A 1,453-nucleotide genomic window follows, 5' to 3' on the forward strand; every position below is an offset into this window, starting at 1 on the left:
TTTCGCCGTTTAGCATTGGGAGCGGCTTGGGCCTTCGAACCCAATCCAAAACCTAAATGAATCGCAGAAGTCGGGGAACCGGGATGGCGGCCTGAACGACCGGGATTGGGTCTCGCCTGCCGTAAATGGTAGAGCCGATCACCTTTGATAACGGCTTGGCAGGCGGTCCGATAGTACTTGAAGCGATCGGCAGCCGCGCCAAGTTCATGACCGTCTTCACGTCGCGACTTCAGTATATGATCATTCACGGTTGCGATGTGCCGGCGGGCGGTACACGATCAGGCGATGATAAGCCTTATCGCCCTCGCTCTCGCTATGCCGCCCGTTGTAACGGTTGGGCCGATGGTGCAGCCCGGCACTTGGCAGGTAAAGTCGAAACTCATAGACCTTACGATACCAGGTGTGCCCAGCTTCTTTGTTCGCATGGCACGTGGGAAAACCAAGGTCGAGCGCAAACAGATTTTGGCGGGTCAGGGCATCGAAGCGCTGCTCGCGCCGGACCCAAAGGCGCAATGCCGGATCGAAAGCCAGACCGTTGCAAACGGGCGCTACACGCAAACGCTAACCTGCCCGCAGAAGAAGGGCATGCCAATGCGTATTGTCCGCGTAGGAAGCTATGACACGACCGGCTTTGTTGGGCAGGCGATCGTCACCGGCAGCGCGCCTAAAGGAGCGCTTCGCATTGTCCTGGACCAGCGGGCGATCCGTGCTGGCGCTTAGCCGCGGCAGTCACCACCGCTAATCCGATAAAGGCTGCCAAAATAAGACCGCGATTGTTCCTCTTGGCGCCCTTAAGTAGATAGCGACATGAACGAGTAGCAGGAGTTGAGGAAGTCGAAGGGCGGGCTGAGAGGCTGTTAATGGCTCCAAACGCCCGCCGTTCGCCAAGTCGAGGTCGTCAGGTTAGAAGGAACTGAGATCGGGGCGAGAAGGGCACCACCGTCATAGTCGAGCATTTTCCCCTGACGCTTATGGCCTCCTCATCCTAGCGCCTGAGATCGCTCTTGCCAGTGGATGGCTCGGGAGTGAAAGTGTCGTCGGTCGCGCAGCCATCCGTGACCTGCTGATCAAGGCCGCTCGTTTCAACGAACAGGAACGGCAGAGGCTCACTATCCATCTGCCTAGCAGAGCAATTACGCTCCGACTGGACGAAATTGAACGGCATTGCGGAGCGTAGTACCGCCCCGCACAGGCTGATGAACGAACGGCCGTTTCTGGATGGTGCTCCTAGTTGCCTGAACGTCCTCTTTTGGGTCGTGCCTGCCGGTCGACGCGGGACTGGCAATGTCGATTCGCACGGTCTCATGACAGACGTCGAAGCCGCGCTCGAACAGCAGATCCTCAACGTTCCGCAAGCTGAGCGGGAAGCGCACGTACATTAGCACCACCAGCCAAATAACCGCCGGTGAGAGTTGAAGGGGATGGCGCAATCTGGCGGCGCTCTGTCAGCGCT

At 58.4% G+C, this 1,453-nt stretch carries 1 protein-coding gene; it reads left to right on the plus strand.

What is annotated here, in order from left to right:
- Positions 1-342 precede the first annotated feature (342 nt).
- Complete coding sequence (locus L8F97_RS22395; protein WP_242154948.1) at positions 343-720, plus strand: DUF3617 domain-containing protein; 378 nt, start codon at positions 343-345, stop codon at positions 718-720.
- Positions 721-1,453 lie beyond the last annotated feature (733 nt).

Origin of the sequence: Sphingomonas sp. BAUL-RG-20F-R05-02 (assembly GCF_022662305.1) — a bacterium.
Classification (GTDB): Bacteria; Pseudomonadota; Alphaproteobacteria; order Sphingomonadales; family Sphingomonadaceae; genus Sphingomonas.

Coding starts and splice junctions, on each gene's coding strand:
- L8F97_RS22395 (WP_242154948.1), top strand. CDS start 343: ATGGTGCAGCCCGGCACTTGGCAGGTAAAGTCGAAACTCATAGACCTT.